The sequence below is a fragment of the Actinomyces wuliandei genome, assembly GCF_004010955.1.
GTDB lineage: Bacteria > Actinomycetota > Actinomycetes > Actinomycetales > Actinomycetaceae > Actinomyces > Actinomyces wuliandei.
The window spans coordinates 1945872-1964792 of the sequence record NZ_CP025227.1; the positions used below are offsets into that span (position 1 = coordinate 1945872).

The window sequence follows — 18921 nt, forward strand, 5'->3', positions numbered from 1 at the left end:
CTGGCTGGAGCGGTGCCACGACGAGGAGCACTCCATGCACGACCCCAACAGACCTCTCTTGGACCTGGCGCGCGAGGACCTGGCCACGGCGCGACGCCGCGACCCGGCTGCCCGCTCCAGTGTCGAGGTGGCCCTGCTCTATCCGGGGGTCCACGCCCTGTGGGCGCACCGCGCTGCCCACAAGCTCTGGCACCGCGGCCACCGCTTCGCTGCCCGGGCGCTGTCCCAGGTGGCCCGCGGCGTCACGGGCATCGAGATCCACCCCGCCGCCCGGATCGGCAGCCGCTTCTTCATCGACCACGGCATGGGTGTGGTCATCGGGGAGACCGCGGAGGTCGGCGACGACGTGCTCATGTTCCACGGCGTCACCCTGGGCGGGGTCTCCATGAATCCTGGCAAGCGCCACCCCACGATCGGCAACGACGTCCAGATCGGGGCGGGTGCCAAGGTGCTGGGGCCGGTGACGGTGGAGGACGGGGCCAAGATCGGCGCCAACGCCGTCCTGGTGAAGAACCTGCCCGCCGAGCACGTGGGCGTGGGCGTGCCCGCGCGCGCGCGGGACCCGCGCACCGACCCCGAGCTCATGCTCGACCCCACGATCTACATCTGACCCGTGTCCTGCGCCTGGCCTGCGCCCTTGTGCCGACGTGTGTGCCCGACGTGTCAGGCAGCCTGGCACACCGGGCACCAGAACAGCCGACGGCCAGCAACCTCCCGCTCACGCACCACGGCCGCGCACCGCAGGCAGGCGCGGCCGCTGCGGTGGTAGACGTACCAGCGCCCCGCCTCCGGGTCGTCCCCAGGCAGGGGGTCAGGGACGTCGTCCAGCTCGACCGTCGTGATGAGCCCGGTGGCCACCCCGTGCTCCATGAGCGGCCCCAGGTCCTCCCAGATCCGGCGCAGCCGGGCCTCGCTGACCCGGCTGCCCGCCCGGAACGGGGAGACACCGACACGGAACAGCGTCTCGGCACGGAATATGTTGCCGGCCCCGGCGATGACCGACTGGTCCATGAGGAGCTCCCCGATGCCGCGCCTCCTGGAGCGCACCGCCGCCACGAAGGCCTCCACGTCCCCGTCGGCCCGCAGAGGGTCCGGGCCCAGGCGGCGGCGCACCGCTGCCACACCCGCCCCGTCCAGCAGCTCGCAGGCGGCTGGCCCCGTCAGGTCAGCCACGCCGTGGTCCCCCTGCAGACGCAGCCGCACGGCCCCGCGAGGTGCTGGCGGGTGCCACCGGCCCGGGACGACGGCACCGCCGCCGCTGTCACCGGCCCCGCCCCCGTCACTGCCACCAGTCTCGTCGCTGTCCCCGCCACCTGCCCCGGGGACGTGACCGCTCAGCCCGCTCAGAGCGGAGCCGCCCCCGCCCCTGAGCGCGTGCTCGCCCCGCTCCCCCACGCGCCGCCGGGGAGCCCCGATGGCGTGCGGGGCGGTGAACAGGCTGTCCCCGTCAAAGGTCCACGAGCCGTACAGGCCCAGATGGACCCTCAGCCAGGTGACGGACTCGTGGTCCACAGGGAGGTCGCAGGTGGGGCCGAGCGCCAGGAACAGGTGCTTCCCGTGGGCCTGGGCGCCCAGGAGCACAAGGCCGTCCAGCCTGGCGGCGCCCTCGGCGAAGCGACCCTGCGGGGAGGAGGTCCTCAGACGCTGCCCACCGTAGAGCTCGGCCAGGGCCGCCGCCAGGCGGTGGACCGTGTGCCCTTCCGGCACGGCTCACTCCCCGGAGGGGACGGCGCCAGCACCAGGAGCAGCGGCGCCGTGGACGCGCACCTCGTAGTCCGCCAGCTGGGAGATGCGACGTGCGTGGCGCTCGTCGCCGCTGAAGGGCTCGGCGATGAAGGCATCGATGATCCCCAACCCCTGGTCCAGGCTGTGCATCCGTCCTCCCAGGGCGACGACGTTGGCGTTGTTGTGCTGGCGGGCCAGCCTGGCGGTCTCCAGGGACCAGGCCAGAGCGGCCCGCACCCCGTCAACCTTGTTGGCTGCGATCTGCTCGCCGTTGCCGGACCCCCCCAGGACGATCCCCAGGCTGCCCTCGTCGGCGACCACAGCCTCACCGCACTCCAGGCAGAAGGCGGGGTAGTCGTCGTCAGGGTCAAAGGTGTGGGCACCGTGGTCAACCACCTCGTGCCCACGAGCGGTCAGGTGCTGGCGCACGGCGGCCTTGAGCTCGAAGCCCGCGTGGTCGGAGGCGATGTGGATGCGCATGGGACTGATTGTGCCTCACGCGAACACTCCTCTACACCGCAGACACGGCCCACCCCTGAGCACGACCCCGGGATAACGTGCGCGCATGACCGACTCCTCCTCGTCCCCCTCACCCTTCTCTCCCGCAGGTACCGACGCCGCTCCTGCGCCCCGGCCCCAGGACGACCTGTTCCGCTACGTGAACGGGACCTGGCTGGCGCAGGCCCAGATCCCTGCCGACCGCCCCGGCACCGGCGCCTTCGTCGAGCTGCGGGACGCCGCTGAGGAGGCGTGCCGCCAGATTGTGGAGGAGGCCGCGTCAGCAGGCCACGCCCTGGACTCGGGACCGGGCCGCGTCGGCGCCCTGTACGCGGCCTTCATGGACGAGGAGCGCCTGGAGGAGCTGGGTGCCCGCGCCCTGGAGCCCGAGATCGCCCCCGTCCTGGCGGCCAGCACCAAGGAGGAGCTGGCCCGGGTGCTGGGGACGCTGCTGCCCAGCGGCTTCACCGGCCTTGTCTCCGTGGGCGTGGACAACGACCTCAACGACCCGGGGCGCTACACCACCTGGGTCTCTCAGGCGGGCATCGGGCTTCCCGACGAGTCCTACTACCGTGAGGACGACCAGGCGGGGCTGCGGGAGTCCTACGTGGAGCACGTGTCCAGGATGCTTGACCTGGCAGGGCCGCCCTCCGTCCTGGCACCTGAGGGTACCGAGACCACCTCCGCCGCCGACCTGGCCCGCAAGGTCATGGAGGTGGAGACGACCCTGGCCCGGGGGCACTGGGACCGGGTGACCTGCCGGGACGTGGGGAAGATGAACAACCCGACCTCGTGGCCGGACCTGGTCGCCTCGGCCCCGGGCTTCCCGTGGCAGCAGTGGCAGACCGGGATCCTGGAGGCGGCTGCGGCCACCGGCGTGGAGCAGACCTCCTTCCTCCAGGAGGCGATCGTCTGCCAGCCTGACTACCTCGCCTACGCCGCAGGCGTCTGGGAGGCCACCAGCCTGGCCTCCCTCAAAGCCTGGGCCGCCTGGCACGTGGTCCACGGCCGGGCCGCGCTGATGTCGCGCGCCTTCGTCGAGGAGAGCTTCAGCTTCTACGGGCGCACCCTCCAGGGCACCGACGAGCTGCGCGCCCGGTGGAAGCGGGGTGTGGGCCTGGTGGAGGGCTGCCTGGGTGAGGCCCTGGGAGAGCTCTACGTCCAGCGCCACTTCCCCGCCTCGCACAAGGCCCTGGTGGAGGAGCTGGTCACCCGTCTCATCGAGGCCTACCGGCAGTCGATCTCCTCCCTGGACTGGATGAGCCAGGCCACGCGGGAGCGGGCGCTGGACAAGCTCTCCCAGTTCACCGCCAAGATCGGCTACCCCGTGCGCTGGCGCGACTACTCCACCGTCGTGGTGACCCCCGGGGACCTGCTCGCCTCCGTGCGCAGCGTCGAGGCCGCCGACACAGCCCGGGCGCTGCGCAAGCTGGAGGGTCCCGTGGACCGCGAGGAGTGGCACATGACCCCCCAGACGGTCAACGCCTACTACAACCCGACCATGAACGAGATCGTCTTCCCGGCGGCGATCCTCCAACCTCCCTTCTTCGACCCCGACGCCGACGACGCCGTCAACTACGCAGGCATCGGGGCGGTCATCGGCCACGAGATCGGGCACGGCTTCGACGACCAGGGCTCGACCTTCGACGGGACCGGGCGAGTCAGCGACTGGTGGACCCAGGCCGACCGCGAGGCCTTCACCCAGCGCACCCGTGCGCTCATCGACCAGTACAGCTCCTACGTGCCTGCGGCGCTGCTGGAGCGGGCGCAGCGGGACGGCACCCCGGCGGAGGAGGTTCCCCACGTCAACGGCGCCCTGACCGTCGGGGAGAACATCGGGGACCTGGGGGGCCTGGGGATCGCGCTCAAGGCCTACCGCCTGGCGCTGGCCGAGACCGGCGCCGACTCGCTGGACCAGGCGCCAGTCATCGACGGCATGACCGGGCTGCAGCGCTTCTTCTGCTCCTGGGCGAGGATCTGGCGGGGCAAGAACCGCGACGACTACGCCGAGCTGCTTCTCACCGTGGACCCCCACTCCCCGTCAGAGTTCCGCTGCAACGGGATCGTGCGCAACGTCGACGCCTTCTACGAGGCCTTCGACGTCGGCCCCCAGGACCGCCTGTGGCTGGACCCGCAGGAACGAGTGACCATCTGGTAGCCCGGCACCGTGGTGGTGGCCCCAGGGTCTGGACACGGCCCGGACGAGGCGCTACCCCCCGCTAGCACACCTCTTTTGGGACAGACCTCTCATCATGAGGTCACATTTTCGTTACGACCGCAGTTGTCAGGAGTGTCACCTTCGCGCTAGTCTCGGTGTGTCACGGTGACATCACAACGTCACCCCCCTACCTCATCCCACCCTTGGAGGAACGATGCCTCTTCGACGTCCCTTCGCTGTTGCCAGCGCCACAGCCGCGCTGGTCGGCGCCTCTCTGCTGGCCGTCCCGGCCGGGGCGGCCAGCGACTTCAGCGCGAAGGGAGAGGCGGTCATCGACCCGTCAACCACGTCCTACACCGTCTCCGGTAGCGGATGCACCGGGCAGGACGCGACGGTCAGCGTCGCCCTGCTCCCCCCGGGCAGCCAGGACCTGAGCAGTGCAGTGACAGCCACTCCTGCGGCTGACGGCACCTGGAGCACCACCCTCGACGTCGCCTCGCTGGTCAGTGCCAGTGGCGGTGACGTCGACGAGGACGGCTGGACCGTGTCCTCAGCCTGCGTGGCCTACAACGAGACCACGAGCACCGCACGCTACGGCGTCTTCCTGGACAGCACGACTGTCACGGGGACTTTCCACATCAAGGGTGGGGTCGGCTCCCAGGTCCTCACCATCAAGGCCAGCGGCTTCACCCCGGGCGAGACCATCGAGGTCTACCTGGAGTCGCTCGACACCGGAGCAAGGGCAGCCTCACTGGGTAGCCTCACGGCCGCTGACGACGGCAGTGTGAACGGCTCCCTGGCGGCCCCCTCCGACGTCGCCGACGGCATCTACCGGCTTGCCCTGAGCGGGTCGCGCTACGGGGAGTACGCCACCAGCAGGAAGCTCATCCAGGTCTCGGACGGTACCTACTCAGTCGTCAGTGACGGTGAGGACGGTACCGACTCCGACGCCGTCGGTACCGGGGACCCTGCGGCCGAGGACCCCGACCAGGGGACCGCCGCCACTGAGCTGACGGCTGAGGGGCAGCAGGCTGAGGACCGGTCCGCGTCGGGCACGGGCTCCACGGTCTCCGTGACCGCAGGATCCACCCGCGCGGCGGCCGAGTCCGACGCCTCGGACCTGGCACGCACCGGCACCAGCACCCTGCTCGTCGGCGGCCTCGCCCTCGTCCTGGCCCTCACCGGGGCGGGAGCACTCTACGTCCGTCGCCGCAAGGCCTCGCTGTAGCCGCGTCCCGGCCAGGAGCGGCACAGGCGGCACAATGGCAGGATGACTCGCTCACACCACTGGCGTGCAGGGGGGAGGGCGTCTAACGGCGCCCTCCCCCCTGCACGCCGCCGACGACGAGGCGGCCTGTACGCAGCCCTGCTCGTGCTGGCCCTGGTGGCCGCTGGGGGCGCCGACGTCGCCGTCCTGTCCTCACGGCCCCAGCGGGTCGACGTCACCATGCCGACCGCCATGCCCCCCGCCACCCCCTCTCCTGGCTCCTCCCCTGACTCGGCCCAGGACGGGCAGCAGCCTGAGCAGACCTGGCTCGTGCTTGGCGTGGACTCCCGGGAGACCCTCCCCGAGGGACCGGACCACTACGGATCGGCCAGCGAGGTACCCGGGTCCCGCGCCGACGTCCTGGCTCTTGTCCAGCCCCGGCAGGGCGGCCTGACAGTACTCACGCTGCCGCGTGACCTGGTGCTGCTCGACGCGGACGGATCGATGGAACGACTGGCCACCAGCTACCTCTCTGGGCCGCAGAGAACGGTTGACCTCCTGTGCCAGGGCCTGGGCGTGGCCACCACGCACCTGGTCGTCCTCGACATGGCGCAGTTCGCCGCCGTCATCGACTCCCTGGGAGGTCTGGAGGTGGAGGTGCCCGAGCCCGTGAGGGACTCCTACACCGGCCTCAACCTGACCTCAGCCGGGAGGCAGCGCCTCTCCGGCTCCCAGGCCCTCGCCCTGGTCAGGTCCCGTCATCCTGAGGTGCTGCGGGAGGAGACGTGGACCGCCCTGAGCCCGCAGGAGGGCAAGGAGCGTCGGGACGAGTCCACCACGACCGTCATGACGGCGACGCTGAGCGCAGTCAGGGACCAGGCGCGCACCCCCTGGGGCGCCCACCGGCTGGCCCATGAGCTGGCCAGCCACCTGACGCTCGACACGGGCACAGGGGCCACCGGCATGCTCTCCCTGGCCCGCACGCTCGCCTCGGCGCACGACACAGGTCACGATCACGGCGCCCGTCACGACGACACCCGTGCGCAGGCCGGCCACGGGCTGGAGGTGGTTGACGTCCCGGTCTCGGAGGCTGACACCGGCCAGAACCAGGACAGCCCGGGCAACGATGCCTCCATCGTGGCCTTCGCCGACGACACGACCAAAGAGGTCCTGGCCAGGCACGGCCACTCCCCCGGCTCGTGCACCACGGGCTCCCGCTAGGCTGCCGACCTCGCCCTGCGACCCCGCTGGCCCCCGGCGGGTCCTGGGGACCGCAAGCACAGGGCTGGTACAGCTGCGGACGCGCGAGAGCTCCTCCCGGGCTTCTCCTGGCTGCCCCGTAGTGCGACAATCACCCCTGGGACCCGTCGCCGCGCACCCACGTGTGAGTGCCGCCCGCGCCGACCACCTCCCCGCCGCAGCCACGGCGCACACGACCCCCGCCCACCACCACAAGGAGCACGCATGCCAGGGCAGAACCTGACCCGTGACGAGGCCGTCGCCCGCGCCGCGACCATCGCCACCGACAGCTACGACGTCGTCCTGGACCTCACCACGGGAGAGAAGGTCTTCCGCTCCTCCACGACCGTGCGCTTCACGGCCGTCCCCGGCTCGTCGACCTTCATCGACCTCATCGCCGCCGAGCTCAGCTCCGTCACCCTCAACGGCCGGGCCCTGGACCCTGCCGAGGTCTACGCCGACTCACGTATCGCCCTGGACGGCCTGGAGGAGTCCAACGAGCTGGTGGTCACCGCCGACTGCGCCTACATGCACACCGGTGAGGGGCTGCACCGCTTCACCGACCCGGCCGACGGTCAGACCTACCTCTACAGCCAGTTCGAGGTCCCCGACTCCCGGCGCGTATACGCGGTCTTCGAGCAGCCTGACCTCAAGGCCTCCTTCACCTTCACCGTCACCGTGCCCCGCGAGTGGACCGTCCTGTCCAACTCCCCCACCCCCTCCCCCACGGCCACGACCGGGGCGGACGGCGCCCCGGCCTCCCGGTTCGCCTTCGCCCCCACCCAGCGGCTGAGCTCCTACGTGACAGCCGTCGTGGCCGGCCCCTACGTGGGAGTCACCGACGTCTACACGGCACCGGACGGGCGGGAGGTGCCCCTGGGTGTCTACTGCCGGGCCAGCCTGGCCGAGCACCTGGACGCCGGGGAGGTCCTGGACCTGACCAGGAAGGGCCTGGCCTACTACGAGGACCTCTTCGGGACCGCCTACCCCTTCCCCAAGTACGACCAGGTCTTCGTCCCCGAGTTCAACGCCGGAGCGATGGAGAACGCCGGGTGCGTGACCCACCGGGACGACTACGTGTTTCGCTCCCGCCCCGTGGAGGCCCGGGTCGAGCGCCGCGCCGTGACCATCCTCCACGAGCTGGCGCACATGTGGTTCGGCGACCTGGTGACCATGAGGTGGTGGAACGACCTGTGGCTCAACGAGTCCTTCGCTGAGTACACCTCCACCCTGGCCACCGCAGAGACCACGCGCTGGAGCCAGGCGTGGACCACCTTCCAGACCCTGGAGAAGGGGTGGGCCTACAACCAGGACCAGCTCAGCTCCACCCACCCCGTGGCAGCAGAGATCGTTGACCTCCACGACGTGGAGGTCAACTTCGACGGCATCACCTACGCCAAGGGCGCCTCGGTCCTGGCGGCGCTGGTCGGCTACGTCGGGCGCGAGAGCTTCTTCACCGGCATCGCAAGGTACCTGGAAGCCCACGCCTACGGCAACGCCGAGCTGGCTGACCTGCTGACCGAGCTGGAGGCCGTCTCGGGCCGGGACCTGTCAGCCTGGACTCGCGTGTGGCTCCAGGAGGCGGGGGTCACGACCCTGCGCACCGAGATCACCGTGGACGACGACGTCATCACCTCTGCGGCGGTCCGTCAGGAGGTGCCTGCGGGCTCACCCGCCTCGCTGCGCCCGCACCGCGTGGTGCTGGGCTCCTACAGCCTGCAGGCAGGCGAGGGGTCGGACAGCGCCCGGACGCAACCCCGGACGGAAGCCAGGATGGAGCGCACCGGACGAGTCGAGCTCGACGTGGAGGGTGAGCTGACACCGGTACCGGCCCTGGTGGGAACCCGCCGTCCAGACGTCCTCCTCCTCAACGACGAGGACCTCACCTACGCAAAGACCCGCCTGGACGCCAGCTCCCTGGCCCTGGGGCTGGAGCACGTGGAGGCCTTCACCGCCTCCCTGCCGCGCTCGGTGCTGCTGGCCTGCGCCTGGGACATGGTCCGCGACGGCGAGCTCGCGGCCTCCCGCTACCGTGAGGCCGCCCTGCGGGCGCTGCGCGTGGAGGAGAGCTCCTCGGTCCTCCAGGGGCTGCTGGGCCGCCTCGCCACCTGCCTGTCCCTCTACCTTCCCCCCGCACGCCGTCAGCAGGCAGCCCTCCAGACCACCACGACTCTCCTGGACCTGGTGGAGACCGCCACACCGGGCAGTGACAAGCAGCTCCAGCTGGTCCGCGCCGTCGCCGCGCACGCGGTCGCCCCCTCCCAGCTCGACGTCCTGGAGGGGCTGCTGGACGGTACCCAGCACCTGGACGGCCTGGTCATGGACCAGGACCTGCGCTGGGAGGTGCTGACCGGACTGGTGGCGGCGGGCCGCTGGGGCGAGGAGCAGATTGCCGCCGAGGCCCGCCGTGACGTCACCACCACAGGCCGCGAGCGCGCCGCCCAGGCCCTCGCCAGCATCCCCACACCCGAGGCCAAGAGGCGCACGTGGCGTGAGCTGGTGGAGGACGCCACCATGCCTAACGAGACCCAGGTCCGTGTCCTGCGCGGGTTCACCGACGTGGAGCGCCGTCCCGAGCTGCTCCTACCCTTCGTAACTGACTATGTCGCCCAGATCGAGCGGATCTGGGACTCGCGGACCTTCCACATGGCTGAGAACCTGCTGTCAGGGCTGTGGTCGTGCGCCACCGTCGGCCTTGAGTGCCCTGAGGGCACGCAGCAGGAGGGTCCGGACCCCCAGGGCGCCCTGAGGGGGTGGCTGGACTCCCACCCGCAGGCCCCCGCAGCCCTGCGCCGGATCGTGCAGGAGAACCTGGACGACACGGTGAGGGTAGCCCGCGCCCAGGCGGCTGAGACTGCTGGGGCACCGCAGTGACGGACCGACCGGTGGGTAGTGACGGGCGGGTAGCGGCCGTGCGGGCTGTCAGTGGGAGCGTGCCGTCAGGTGGGAAGGCCGCCCGGACAGCTCAGAGAACTCCTTGCTGACGGCGGCTACCAGGCTCGACAGGCGGACGTTGCCGGGCAGGTCCTCGACCATGACGACCTCGCCGGAGCCGTCGGCCAGCGGCATCTTCCAGTTGGGGTACTCCTGGTCCGTGCCGGGCTGGTTCTGTGCCCTGCGCTCCCCGACACCGTCGGTCAGCGCGACACCGACCAGCACGGAGGGGGTACGCACCACGTACCTGTGGAGCGCCTCAATCACCTCACGCTCCGTGGGCTGGTTCCCCAGCAGCCCGTGCTCACGCAGGCGCGACAGCATCCGGTCACGCTCGATGCGCGCCTCCGTGCGCACCTGGTCCACCGGCTGGGTCAGCAGCCCCAGCCGCTCACGCAGCTCGACGTGCTCCTCAGCGAGGTAGCCCGCCGTGGGCGGGAGGTCGTGGGTCGAGACCGTGGACAGCGCCAGGTGCCGGTAGGCCTGGGGCTGCAGCGGCCACCCGTCCTCCTGCTTCTCGAACCACAGCACGCTGGTACCCAGCACACCGCGGCTGGTCAGGTAGTCGCGCACCCACGGCTCCACCGTCCCCAGGTCCTCCCCGATAACGACGGCCCCGGCCCGGTAGGCCTCCAGGAGGACCACGCCCATCATCGCCTCGTGGTCGTAGCGGACGTAGGCCCCATGGTCGGCCGACATCCCCGCAGGGATCCACCACAGGCGGAACAGCCCGATGACGTGGTCGATACGCAGCGCACCGGAGTGGCGCAGCACCGTGCGCAGCATCTCACGCAGGGGGGCGTAGGCGGACTCCGCCAGGTAGGTGGGGCTCCACGGCGGCTGGGACCAGTTCTGCCCCTGCTGGTTGTACATGTCCGGCGGCGCCCCGACCGTCACCCCCCGGGCGAAGGCGCCCGGCTCGGCCCACACGTCAGCGCCGTAGGCGTGCACGCCCACGGCGAGGTCGCTCATGACGCCCAGGGCCATGCCAGAGGCCCTGGCCTCCTCCTGTGCCCGGGCGAGCTGCTCGTCAACGACCCACTGGAGCCAGGCGTAGAAGTCGATCCGCTCGGTGAGCGTGCGGGCCTCGTTGGCGACGAAGGCGGAGTCGGCGTCGTGCAGGGTAGCTGGCCACTGCGCCAGTGGGCCGTACTTCTCCGTGAGGGCGCACCACAGGGCGAAGCGCTCCAGCCCCTCCCCCTCCTCAGCGCGGAATCGCTCGAAGTCGCGCTGGCGGGAGTAGGAGCGCCCGGCGGCGAAGATAACCTCCAGGGCCTCACGCTTGGCCTTCCAGGAGGCGTCACGGTCGATCGCCTCCGCGCTGAGGTCGGAGTCCCGGACCTCCTCCACGGCCCACTGCACCAGGGAGCGGCGTGGTCCCGACAAGCGCGAGAACTCCAGGATGTTCTCCGGCCGGATATAGAGTGGGTTGACGAAGCGCCGGGTGACCGGAAGGTAGGGCGAGGGCGTCATGGGGCTGACAGGCTCGGCCGCGTGCAGGGGGTTGATGAGCAGGAAGTCGGCCCCCTTGTCCCCCAGGAAGCTGACCAGCTCGGTGAGGTCATCAGCGTCACCCACCCCCCAGGAGGTTCGCGAGCGCACCGAGTAGAGCTGGGCCATGGCACCCCACCCGCGCTCACCAAGCGACTGGGGCAGGCTCAGGCGGTCCGGCGTGACCGCCAGGGGGGTGGTCACCGTGCCGGTCACTGTGCTGGTCACCGTGCCGACAGCCCCGGCAGGGCCGTCCTGGGCACCGCCAACCCGGGCCACCAGCGTGTGCCACCCGAGGGGAAGGTCACGTGGAAGGGAGAAGGAGGCGCGGCCGATCATGGTGCCGTCCACCTCCCGGGGCAGGGTGAGGTCCTCCACCTGCTGCAGCGGGCGCACCCGACCGTCCTCCAGCCGCACGCTCAGGGTGACCGCAGCACCGTCGGGGACGTGGACCGGGACCGTGGTCGTGGAGGAGGCCCGTACCACGACTACGGGAGGAAGGGTGCGGCGCCACGGGGCGACCTCGTGCTCCGCGAGGGCCTCGGAGATCTCCTGGTCACTGTGCGCCCTCACCCCCAGCGCGTCCAGGACAGCCTCCAGGGTGGCGCGCGACGGCGATGCGAGGTGGCCGTGGTAGTCCCAGTACTCGGTCGAGACCCCGTGGGCCTCGGCAAGCTGCTTCAGACGCTCGGAGGCGGGCTCATGGACGTGTGTGACGTCTGCTCGGTGGGAGGTGGGCTCGTTCATGCGTGTGGGTTCAGCCTTGCGGTCGGTTCTTGGCACGGGCTCCCCGCATCCTTCCTGCGCGGGCCGCAGCGCCCGCACAGGGGACAACAGAGGGGCAGGGCAGCGGCTTCAAGTCTGCCTCACAGTCCCAGCCAGGGCACTCGGGCTCGCCGCACCCCAGCCGGGCTGCCCGCGACGACGTCGGGACGTCAGGTGGTATGTCGGGCGCTCAGGGGACGGGCCGTAAAGGCAAGACCTGAGTCACAGGTTCGCAATCTGCGCGGCGATCTCGTCGGCAGAAGGACCGACGACCACCTGCACGACCCGGCCGGATCGCACGACCCCGAAGACGCCGCAGGCGCGCAGCGCCTCCTCGTCCACCTTCTCCTGGTCCACAACCTCCACCCGCAGCCGCGTGATACAGGGCTCCAGGGCGGTGATGTTGTCCTGCCCGCCGAGGCCGGCGACGATGTCCGCTGCGTTACTCATGAATGCTCCTTAACGCCCACCCCGCTCGCGCCCCGCTCGGACGCACGGGCCCCGGACGGATGAGGCCTGTTGTGGTTGTGGCCAACCTTATCCCAGCCCCGGCTCCCCCATCTCGCCTGCCACGCAGGACACCCGAGAGCCAAGATACTTTTCTTCCCCTGGCGGAATGCCCTCGCGCCCGGCCCCGACAAGGCAGAATGTGCGTCGATCCCGTTCCGTCTCCGACAGGAGCAGCGCAATGACAGCGTCCACCGACACCACCACCCTCACAGGCATCGGCGTGAGCCCGGGCCTGGTTGCCGGGCCAGTCGCCCGCATGGCCCCCTCGATCCCCGAGCCGGAGATCGAGACCCTGCCCTCGGCTGCGGACCTGGAGGAGGCGTGTGACAGTGTCGCGGCCGCTGCCCTGGCAGTCAAGAAGGGCCTGGAGCTGTCGGCGGCCGAGGCCAAGGGAGAGGGCCGCACCCTCCTGGAGACGACCGCCCAGATGGCGGCCGACCCCACCCTGACCTCCTCGGCCCAGGCGATGATCCGCGAGCGGCGCCTGGTCCCGGCGCGCGCGGTGTGGGAGTCGGCGGGAACCCTGGCCTCCATGCTGGAGTCCCTGGGGGGCTACATGGCCGAGCGCACGCGCGACGTGGCCGACGTCCGCGACCGGATCATCGCGGTGCTCACCGACTCCCCCATGCCCGGCATCCCCCGCCACCCCGAGCCCTTCGTGCTGGTCGCGGAGGACCTCGCCCCTGCTGACACCGCCCTGCTGGACCCGGAGAAAGTCGTCGCCTTCGTCACCTCCGAGGGCGGCCCCACCTCCCACACAGCCATCCTGGCCCGCTCCCTGGGCATCCCGGCGATCGTGGGCGCCGGGGCCGAGGTGACCGACGCCCTGACCGAGGGCGACATCGTGCTGGTGGACGGGACCAAGGGCACCATCACCGTCAACCCGTCGGAGGATGCCCTGCGTCGTGCCCGTGAGCTGGCCAGCCGGGTGCGGGAGTTCCACGGCGACGGTGCCACCCGGGACGGCCGCGAGGTCCAGCTCCTGGCCAACGTCGGCGACGGCGACGGCGCCCGTTCCGCGGCCGAGGCCAACGCCATGGGGGTGGGCCTGTTCCGCACCGAGTTCTGCTTCCTGGACCAGCCCGAGGAGCCCAGCATCGACCAGCAGGTCGAGGCCTACAAGGCCGTCCTGGAGGCCTTCCCCGGCAAGAAGGTCGTGGTGCGCACCCTGGACGCCGGGGCGGACAAGCCCCTGCCCTTCCTCACCGACGCCTCCGAGGCCAACCCCGCCCTGGGGGTGCGCGCCTACCGGACCTCCCGCCGCGACCCCGAGGTCCTGGACCACCAGCTGGAGGCCCTGGCCCGGGCCGAGGCAGCCACCGAGGCCAAGGTGTGGGTCATGGCCCCGATGATCTCCACGGCTGAGGAGGCGCAGGCCTTCGTGGACAAGGCCCGCTCCTACGGCCTGAGGACGGCAGGGATGATGATCGAGGTCCCCTCAGCGGCCATCATGGCGGACAAGATGTTCGAGCATGCCGAGTTCGCCTCGATCGGCACCAACGACCTGACCCAGTACGTCATGGCCGCCGACCGCCTGCTGTCCTCCCTGGCTGACCTGTCCACGGCCTGGCAGCCGGCGGTCCTGCGCCTCATCAAGTCCGCCTGCGACGGCGCGGCCCCCCACGGGCGCCCTGTCGGCGTGTGCGGCGAGGCCGCCGCGGACCCGGCGCTGGCCGTCGTGCTGGTAGGCCTGGGAGTGGCCAGCCTGTCCATGACGGCACGCGCGCTGCCCGACGTCGACGCGGTCCTGAAGTCCGTGGACTTCGCCGACTGCCAGCGCCTGGCACAGCTGGCCATCGACAGCCCCACCGCCGAGGAGGCCCGCTCGGCGGTGCGCTCCGGGCTCCCGGTCCTGGAGGAGCTCGGTCTGTGACGCGCCCCTACCCCGTCCCTAGTGCCACCGAGGAGCCCCTGGGCTCGGTCACCCGGGTCCTTGCCCTTACCCCAGGAGACGGGGAGGACCTATTCACCGGTGGCAGCCTGCCCCAGCTCTCCGGCCGTGTCTACGGTGGCCAGGTGGTGGCCCAGGGGCTGCTGGCCGCAGCCGCCACCGTGCCCGACGACGGCGACGGAGAGAGGGCGGCGCACTCGGTCCACGCCTACTTCATGCGTGGCGGTCAGCCGGACAAGGACATCACCTTTGCCGTGGAGCGCCTCCACGACGGGCGGTCCTTCTCCCAGCGCCGTACCACGGCCTGCCAGGACGGCGTCCCGATCCTGTCCATGATCTCCTCTTACCAGGAGCGTCAGGAGGGGGTGCAGGTCCAGGCGGCCGCCCCGCAGGTGCCCGGACCGGAGGAGCTGACCAGCGCCCTGGAGATCTTCCGGACCATCGACCACCCGGTGGCCAAGTTCCTGGGACGCACCGCCGCCTTTGACCTGCGCCACGTGGAGGGGAACCTGTACCTGAGGCCCGCCAGCCAGGCCAGCGGGGTCCAGCACCTGTGGATGCGGGCACGCGGTCGCGTCCCCGATAGCGCCTCGCAGACAGTGCACCGGGCGCTGCTGACCTATGTGTGCGACCAGGTGATGCTGGAGCCGGTGCTGCGCAGCCAGGGGCTGAGCTGGCGCAGCGAGGGGCTGAGCCTGGCCACGCTGGACCACGCCCAGTGGTTCCACCGCGACGTGGACATGAACGACTGGCTGCTCTACGCCCAGGACTCCCCTGGCTCACAGGAGGGCCGGGGCATGGCCCGCGCCCAGGTCTTCGACTCTGCGGGCCGCCTGGTGTGCACCATCGCCCAGGAGGGCATGGTGCGCATGCCCACCTCCTCCTCCCGGGGGTCCGGACGCTGGTCCATCCGGGTGGAGGAGTCAGAGGAGGCAGCAGCGCCGACGCAGGCGGCGCAGCCAGCGGAGGAGACGCCGACGGCCTGACGGCGCGCCCCGCAGAGCACCCAGGGTGCCCAGGCACCCTGGGTGCTTCAGGCAACGGAGACGTCGTAGGACAACGTGGCACCGTGTTGTCCTACGACGTCTCCGTTGCCTGAGGGTGCGCCCGGCCTAATCGCCTCGGCTGCCGCACCGCACAAGGCTTACCACTCACCCCATATTCGCTCCGGGCTGAACGTCGTCCGCCCTGGGGCGCCTGTGGTCGCGCCGGGCAGCACACCGGGACGCGTCCGTGCTGCCGCGCCACAGCAGGCTCAGCGTGACCGCACGCCAGCACCGTCAGCAGCCCCCTCAGACCTCTTGATACACCGTGACTGTCCTTGCGTGCCAGATACAGCGATGTTAGCGTCGTTGTTACCCGCAGTACCGGGAGCAAAACCAGCAACCAGCGACACCGGAGCAGCCCGGTTGTCTCAGGCGGTGGCCACACGTGCTGGGACGGCCGGGGCGCGCCGGTTTGTCAAAGGAGATGTCGGCCTTGCACCTCTCGCCACTGTCAGTCATGCACTCAGGCGGCACGCAGCAGCCTTCGCCCTCGCCCTCGCCGCAGCGCTCGTCGTCGGGCTCTTCGGAGCCTCCAGCCCGGCCAGCGCAGCCAACTGGGGACCAGTGAACTCCTTCTACAACAGTATTGAGCGCGTCAACGGCGCAGGGACCTTTACCAACAACGACTACGCCTCCGCGACGACGCACTACGTCCTGACCGACCCCCGCCGTGACGGCAACCCCGTCTACGCCACCACTCGCGGCTACACCTACGGTGCCGGCAACGACAACGTGACCAGGTGGACCAGCCGGGGTACTGAGTCCACCCGTGAGATCCAGAACACGACAGAGGAGATGGACACCTCCTTCCGGCTCAACAGCGAGGACTGGCGTGCCCGAGGCCACGTCCAGGTCTGCGCGCAGATGGGTGTCCCGGTACCTGACTCCTGCTCGATCTACGCCTACCCGACCTTTGACTACTGAGTGGTCCAGCGGGAACGGAACGGGGCCGCTCATGGCGATGGGGGCACCAGCGGGGACAGGCGCCGTGGCAGCTGCCCGCGCCGAGGCCTTGGGCTCAGGGCACCCTGCCCTGGAGGTCGAGGGAGCCAGCGTGGTCCTGCGGCGCCGTCACCTGGTGCTTGAGGACGTGGACCTGCGCTGCCAGGGCGGTGTCACCGCCCTGGCGGGTCCCAGAGGTCAGCGCCCGTGGGCGCCACACGGTCCTGCTGAGGCTGGTCTGCGTGCTGGCAGCCGTCATGGCCGCGACCAGCCTGGCCGCGCTCGTCCTGGGTGTGCCGACCTTTGCCCGCAACACCCTCATCCTGGCAGGCACGGGCCTGACGCTCGGCAGGTGGGCCGGGGCCAGCGCCGCCTGCGTCGCACAGGTGCTGCTGGTGTCCACCTACTGGGTCCTCGGCGTCGACCATGACAGCACTGCCTACTGGTGGGCGTGGCTCATGGCCCCGGCAGGTCGTCCCAGCGCGTGGTGGGCAGCGGTGGCTCTCGCTGCCCTGGCCGCTGCCAGCCTCAGACTGGTCCCCCTCCCCGGCAGGAGGCCTCCGCCCCAGGCCCACCGCTCCCAGGCAACAGAAACGTCGTAGGACAACGTGGCGCCGTGTTGTCCTACGACGTTTCTGTTGCCTGAGGGTGCGCCCCGCCTCAGCCGCGAGTCAGCCTGCGGTAGGTGACGCGGTGGGGCCGGGCTGCCTCCGCGCCCAGGCGGGCTACCTTGTTCTCCTCGTAGGAGGCGAAGTTCCCCTCGAACCAGTACCAGCTGGCCGGGTTCTCCTCACTGCCCTCCCAGGCCAGGATGTGGGTGGCCACCCGGTCAAGGAACCAGCGGTCGTGGGTGATGACCACCGCGCAGCCGGGGAACTCCAGCAGCGCGTTCTCCAGGGACCCCAGCGTCTCCACGTCCAGGTCGTTGGTGGGCTCGTCCAGCAGGATCAGGTTTCCGCCCTGCTTCAGGGTGAGCGCCAGGTTCAGGCGGTTGCGCTCACCACCGGACAGCACGCCGGCCGGCTTCTGCTGGTCGGCGCCCTTGAAGCCGAAGGAGGCCACGTAGGCGCGCGAGGGCATCTCCACCTGGCCGACCTGGATGTAGTCCAGCCCGTCGGAGACGACCTCCCACAGGGTCTTGTTCGGGTCGATGCCGGCCCGGGTCTGGTCCACGTAGGACAGCGTGACAGTCTGGCCGATCGTGAGCTCGCCGCCGTCCAGCGGCTCCAGGCCGACGATGGTCTTGAACAGGGTGGACTTGCCCACCCCGTTTGGTCCCACCACACCCACGATCCCGTTGCGCGGCAGGGTGAAGGACAGCCCCTCGATGAGGGTGCGCCCGTCGAAGCCCTTGGACAGGTTGGTGGCCTCCAGGACCTGGTTTCCCAGGCGAGGACCCGGCGGGATCTGGATCTCCTCGAAGTCCAGCTTGCGGGTGCGCTCGGCCTCAGCGGCCATCTCCTCGTAGCGGGCCAGGCGGGCCTTGGACTTGGCCTGACGCCCCCGGGCCGAGGAGCGCACCCACTCCAGCTCCTCGCGCAGGCGCCTGGCCAGCTTGGCGTCCTTCTTGCCCTGGACCTCCAGACGCTTCTCCTTGGTCTCCAGGTAGGTGGAGTAGTTGCCCTCGTAGGGGTAGAGGCGACCACGGTCCACCTCGGCAATCCACTGGGCCACGTGGTCCAGGAAGTAGCGGTCGTGGGTCACGGCGATGACCGCGCCCTTGTAGGCAGCCAGGTGCTGCTCCAGCCACAGGACCGACTCGGCGTCCAGGTGGTTGGTGGGCTCGTCCAGGAGGAGAAGGTCAGGGGCCTCCAGGAGCAGGCGACACAGGGCCACCCGGCGGCGCTCACCACCGGAGAGGTGCTTGACCTCGGCGTCTGGGGGCGGGCAGCGCAGCGCGTCCATGGCCTGCTCCAGCTGGGAGTCCAGGTCCCAGGCGCCCGCAGCGTCGAGCTGGTCCTGGAGGGTGCCCATCTCGGCCATCAGGGAGTCGAAGTCGGCGTCCGGGTCAGCCATGGCGGCCGAGATCTCGTTGAACCGGTCGAGCTTGCCCTTGATCTCTGCCACGCCCTCCTCGACGTTGCCGAGCACGGTCTTCTCCTCGTTCAGCGGCGGCTCCTGCAGCAGGATGCCGACGCTGTAGCCCGGGGACAGCCGGGCCTCGCCGTTGGAGGGCTGGTCAATGCCCGCCATGATCTTCAGGATCGAGGACTTGCCGGCGCCGTTGGGGCCGACCATGCCGATCTTGGCTCCCGGGAGGAAAGCCATGGTGACGTCATCCAGGATGACCTTGTCACCGTGCGCCTTGCGCGCCTTGATCATCTGGTAGATGAATTCAGCCACAGGTCTGATACGCCTTTCAAAGGGGTTGCTCGGATTCACTCGCGCCCCGACGACGATGCTCCCCCGACTGCGCCGGGGTGCGGCCCTCGTCGTCGGCACGCACTGCCGCCCAGCCTACGGGAGCCGCGGACCCGGGGCGACGGCGCGGGCCAGTGACGCCGTGCACGTGCGC

The 18921-nt window shown here is 70.6% G+C and carries 15 protein-coding genes; 9 read left to right on the plus strand and 6 right to left on the minus strand.

Annotated elements, in window-relative coordinates; all coding sequences use genetic code 11:
* Positions 1–34 precede the first annotated feature (34 nt).
* Positions 35–610: a serine O-acetyltransferase gene (gene cysE / locus CWS50_RS08035; RefSeq protein WP_127842372.1), complete on the plus strand. Its 576-nt coding sequence runs from the start codon at positions 35–37 to the stop codon at positions 608–610.
* Positions 611–663: 53 nt separating this feature from the next.
* Here the strand turns inward: cysE and CWS50_RS08040 are convergent, their stop codons facing one another.
* Together CWS50_RS08040 and CWS50_RS08045 are read right to left on the minus strand one after the other, a co-directional pair.
* Positions 664–1707, minus strand: coding sequence for an Fpg/Nei family DNA glycosylase (locus CWS50_RS08040; protein WP_127842373.1), 1044 nt, complete (start codon positions 1705–1707; stop codon positions 664–666).
* 3 nt (positions 1708–1710) lie between these two features.
* On the minus strand, positions 1711–2205 hold the full coding sequence (locus CWS50_RS08045; protein ID WP_127842374.1) for a ribose-5-phosphate isomerase: 495 nt from the start codon (positions 2203–2205) through the stop codon (positions 1711–1713).
* A gap of 85 nt (positions 2206–2290) precedes the next feature.
* On the opposite strand from CWS50_RS08045, the gene CWS50_RS08050 reads away from it, so the two are divergent.
* The 4 genes from CWS50_RS08050 to pepN all read left to right on the plus strand — a co-directional run bounded on the left by CWS50_RS08050 (position 2291) and on the right by pepN (position 9701).
* A complete protein-coding gene (locus CWS50_RS08050; RefSeq protein WP_127842375.1) occupies positions 2291–4381 on the plus strand; it encodes a M13 family metallopeptidase in 2091 nt (696 codons plus the stop codon).
* Positions 4382–4595: 214 nt separating this feature from the next.
* The gene (locus CWS50_RS08055; protein ID WP_127842376.1) at positions 4596–5609 is read left to right on the plus strand and encodes a hypothetical protein; all 1014 of its coding nucleotides are present in this window, start codon (positions 4596–4598) and stop codon (positions 5607–5609) included.
* A 42-nt stretch (positions 5610–5651) separates the two neighbouring features.
* The gene (locus tag CWS50_RS08060; RefSeq protein WP_127842377.1) at positions 5652–6809 is read left to right on the plus strand and encodes an LCP family protein; all 1158 of its coding nucleotides are present in this window, start codon (positions 5652–5654) and stop codon (positions 6807–6809) included.
* Positions 6810–7052: 243 nt separating this feature from the next.
* A complete protein-coding gene (gene pepN, locus CWS50_RS08065) occupies positions 7053–9701 on the plus strand; it encodes an aminopeptidase N (protein ID WP_127842378.1) in 2649 nt (882 codons plus the stop codon).
* A 48-nt stretch (positions 9702–9749) separates the two neighbouring features.
* Here the strand turns inward: pepN and malQ are convergent, their stop codons facing one another.
* Complete coding sequence (malQ, locus tag CWS50_RS08070) at positions 9750–11999, minus strand: 4-alpha-glucanotransferase (RefSeq protein ID WP_127842379.1); 2250 nt, start codon at positions 11997–11999, stop codon at positions 9750–9752.
* Between the two features lie 240 nt (positions 12000–12239).
* The gene (locus CWS50_RS08075) at positions 12240–12467 is read right to left on the minus strand and encodes a PTS sugar transporter subunit IIB (RefSeq protein ID WP_127842380.1); all 228 of its coding nucleotides are present in this window, start codon (positions 12465–12467) and stop codon (positions 12240–12242) included.
* A 238-nt stretch (positions 12468–12705) separates the two neighbouring features.
* On the opposite strand from CWS50_RS08075, the gene ptsP reads away from it, so the two are divergent.
* From ptsP to CWS50_RS08090, 3 genes are all read left to right on the plus strand, one after another.
* On the plus strand, positions 12706–14400 hold the full coding sequence (gene ptsP / locus CWS50_RS08080) for a phosphoenolpyruvate--protein phosphotransferase (RefSeq protein WP_127842381.1): 1695 nt from the start codon (positions 12706–12708) through the stop codon (positions 14398–14400).
* A complete protein-coding gene (locus tag CWS50_RS08085) occupies positions 14397–15404 on the plus strand; it encodes an acyl-CoA thioesterase (protein WP_127842382.1) in 1008 nt (335 codons plus the stop codon). The genes ptsP and CWS50_RS08085 overlap by 4 nt, the downstream gene beginning before the upstream one ends.
* A gap of 435 nt (positions 15405–15839) precedes the next feature.
* Positions 15840–16388, plus strand: coding sequence for a hypothetical protein (locus tag CWS50_RS08090; RefSeq protein ID WP_127842383.1), 549 nt, complete (start codon positions 15840–15842; stop codon positions 16386–16388).
* A gap of 94 nt (positions 16389–16482) precedes the next feature.
* Here the strand turns inward: CWS50_RS08090 and CWS50_RS08095 are convergent, their stop codons facing one another.
* Positions 16483–16665 carry a hypothetical protein gene (locus CWS50_RS08095; RefSeq protein WP_127842384.1) on the minus strand — a complete coding sequence of 61 codons (183 nt, stop codon included), beginning with the start codon at positions 16663–16665 and terminating at the stop codon, positions 16483–16485.
* Here CWS50_RS08095 and CWS50_RS08100 point away from each other — a divergent pair.
* A complete protein-coding gene (locus tag CWS50_RS08100) occupies positions 16664–17008 on the plus strand; it encodes a hypothetical protein (protein WP_127842385.1) in 345 nt (114 codons plus the stop codon). The genes CWS50_RS08095 and CWS50_RS08100 overlap by 2 nt on opposite strands.
* Before the next feature lie 58 nt (positions 17009–17066).
* Here CWS50_RS08100 and ettA read toward each other — a convergent pair whose 3' ends face one another.
* On the minus strand, positions 17067–18749 hold the full coding sequence (ettA, locus tag CWS50_RS08105; RefSeq protein ID WP_127842386.1) for an energy-dependent translational throttle protein EttA: 1683 nt from the start codon (positions 18747–18749) through the stop codon (positions 17067–17069).
* Between the last annotated feature and the right edge of the window lie 172 nt (positions 18750–18921).